The 412-nt window shown below is 70.9% G+C and carries 1 protein-coding gene; it reads left to right on the top strand.

Annotated features, from left to right (window positions below; translation table 11 throughout):
* Positions 1-106: 106 nt before the first annotated feature.
* On the top strand, positions 107-412 hold a 306-nt coding region (locus LPA54_RS40405), incomplete at its 3' end, for a hypothetical protein (RefSeq protein WP_228985410.1).

Here is a 412-nt window from a genome sequence, read left to right as displayed (position 1 = left end):
CCCTGCGGACTTCGACACCACGCACACCCCGGATCCGTCCCGCCGCAGGCCCAACACCTCCCCGAACGGGGCGATGCCAGGGGTCTCCCAGTTCTCGCTCGCGGATGTGAGCCCCGCGGTACGCCAGGAGCTCCTGTACGGGCTACAGCAGCGCGACGACGCCGGAATCAGCCTGGTCCCCCAGCGGGTACGCCGCATCGTGGCCGGCCTCCCCTCCGGACTGGGCTCGCTCCTCGACCTGGACGCCTCCTTCTCCTCCAGTCTTCCGGCTGCGGCCTCCGGTGTCCTGAACGGTGTTCTCCTGCACGTCCGACGCGCACGCGTCGAGTTCGAGGGCGCCGATCCGACCTCGGGCGACGTATGGGAGTGCGCTCTCATCGGGCTGACGGCAGGGCGCGGGCGCAGGTATGCC

This window comes from Streptomyces sp. DH12 (genome assembly GCF_020873895.1).
Classification (GTDB): domain Bacteria; phylum Actinomycetota; class Actinomycetes; order Streptomycetales; family Streptomycetaceae; genus Streptomyces.
Note: the sequence above shows the minus strand (reverse complement) of the source record. Positions and strands in the feature narration are given on the sequence as shown.